Origin of the sequence: Nocardioides sp. CPCC 206348, from assembly GCF_048654705.1 — a bacterium.
Taxonomy (GTDB): Bacteria; Actinomycetota; Actinomycetes; order Propionibacteriales; family Nocardioidaceae; genus Nocardioides.
In genome coordinates, this window is sequence record NZ_JBMCZA010000131.1 from 1 (window position 1) to 2,013 (window position 2,013).

At 69.5% G+C, this 2,013-nt stretch carries 3 protein-coding genes; 2 read left to right on the plus strand and 1 reads right to left on the minus strand.

The genetic code is table 11. The annotated features are described in order from the left end of the window. The coding region (locus ACOADB_RS07860) for a hypothetical protein (protein WP_378597407.1) at nucleotides 1-392 on the minus strand (392 nt) is incomplete at its 3' end. 69 nt (nucleotides 393-461) lie between these two features. Between ACOADB_RS07860 and rimP the strand changes: the two genes are divergently transcribed. Next, nucleotides 462-1,031, plus strand: a complete 570-nt coding sequence (gene rimP / locus ACOADB_RS07865) for a ribosome maturation factor RimP (RefSeq protein WP_378597408.1) — start codon at nucleotides 462-464, stop codon at nucleotides 1,029-1,031. Continuing rightward, on the plus strand, nucleotides 1,031-1,999 hold the full coding sequence (nusA, locus tag ACOADB_RS07870) for a transcription termination factor NusA (RefSeq protein WP_378597409.1): 969 nt from the start codon (nucleotides 1,031-1,033) through the stop codon (nucleotides 1,997-1,999). The genes rimP and nusA overlap by 1 nt, the downstream gene beginning before the upstream one ends. Nucleotides 2,000-2,013: the final 14 nt, after the last annotated feature.

The window sequence follows — 2,013 nt, forward strand, 5'->3', positions numbered from 1 at the left end:
AGAGCGGCCTCGCTCGCCAGCAGCGCACGCAGGGCGACGTCGCGGGAGCCGGTGACGACGGGCGGCGCGGCTGCCTCGGTCCGGCCGAGCTCGCTCGCGTGGGAGGCGTGGAGCCGGGACAGCCGGGTCCCGATCCGGGCGAGGGGAGCGATCGCCGTACCCGTCGCGGCGGCGAGCGCGCCCGCTGCGGCGATCGCCGTGGCGACCTCCTCGACGAGGGTGCTGTCGGCGTCGGCGGCCGGTGCGGTCGGGGTGACCGCACCCGGCGGGACCGGGTCGTCGTCGCCGAGCACGGAGTCGAGCGCGTCGCATCCCGTCAGCGTCAGCGCAGCTCCGCCGAGGCCGAGAGCGACGAAGGCGCGACGGGAGAGGTGGCTAACACGGTCGGGCACGCGGCGAACCCTATCCGTACCCGGTAGTGTTGATCCGCACCACCACAACAGGACAACGGGAGGATTCGCATGGGTTCGGGCCAGCCCGCTCAGCGTTCGACAGCAGAGCGAATCACCGACCTTCTCACTGCTCCCCTGGCCGAGCTCGGCCTGGATCTCGAAGCAGTTGAGCTCACCCCCGCCGGCAAGCGCCGAGTGTTGCGCATTGCCCTGGACACCGATGGTGGCCTGACGCTCGACGACGTCGCGTCGGCAACCAAGAAGATCGACGTGGTCCTCGAGTCCGACGGCGCCGCCATCATGGGGGAGCTGCCGTACACCCTCGAGGTCACCTCCCGTGGGGTCGATCGACCCCTCACGCTGCCGCGCCACTGGCGCCGCAACGAGGGTCGCCTCGTCAAGGTGGTCACCTCCGCCGAGGAGGGCGCGACGAACGAGGTGGTCGGCCGGATCGGCGCGAGCGACGACGACGGGGTGACCCTCGACGTGGTCGGCTCCGAGATCAGCGTCGCCTATGCCGACGTGATCAAGGCCCTGGTGCAGATCGAGTTCAACCGCCCCAAGAGCTCCACCCGCACGGATCAAGACGACGACGACCAGGACGACCTGGACGAACACATGGACGAGGACGCCGACTGATGGACATCGACCTGAACATCCTCCGCACGCTGGAACGCGAGAAGGAGATCAAGTTCGAGGTGCTGGTGGAGGCCATCGAACAGGCCCTCCTGACGGCGTACCACAAGACCGAGGGCTCGCACACCCAGGCGCGGGTCGAGCTGGACCGCAAGACCGGGCACGTGAACGTGCTTGCTGCGGAGCTCGACGACGAGGGCAACAAGATCGGTGAGTACGACGACACGCCTGCCGACTTCGGCCGGATCGCCGCGACGACCGCCAAGCAGATCATGATGCAGCGCCTGCGCGATGCCGAGGACGAGATCCGGTTCGGCGAGTTCTCCGGCAAGGAGGGCGACATCCTCTCCGGGATCATCCAGCAGGGCCGCAACCCCGACGACGTCCTGGTGGACCTCGGCAAGCTCGAGGCGCTGCTGCCCGCGAGCGAGCGCGTGCCTGGCGAGGACTACAGCCACGGGACCCGGATCAAGTGCCTGGTCGTGTCGGTCCGCAAGGGCATGCGTGGACCGCAGATCACGCTCTCGCGCTCGCACCCGAACCTGGTCAAGAAGCTCTTCGCCCTCGAGGTGCCGGAGATCGCCGACGGCACCGTCGAGATCGCGGCCATCGCGCGCGAGTCCGGCCACCGCACCAAGATCGCGGTCCGCACCACCGTTCCCGGCGTCAACGCCAAGGGTGCCTGCATCGGCCCGATGGGGCAGCGGGTGCGCAACGTGATGGCCGAGCTGCACGGCGAGAAGATCGACATCGTCGACTGGTCCGACGACCCGGCCGAGCTGGTGGCGCACGCGTTGTCGCCCGCCCAGGTCCAGTCGGTGACCGTCGTCGACGCCGCGGCCCGTTCGGCCCGTGTCGTCGTCCCCGACTTCCAGCTGTCGCTGGCGATCGGCAAGGAGGGCCAGAACGCCCGCCTCGCCGCCCGCCTGACCGGCTGGCGCATCGACATCCACTCGGACGAAGAGGCCTGACCGGTCTTCTGGTC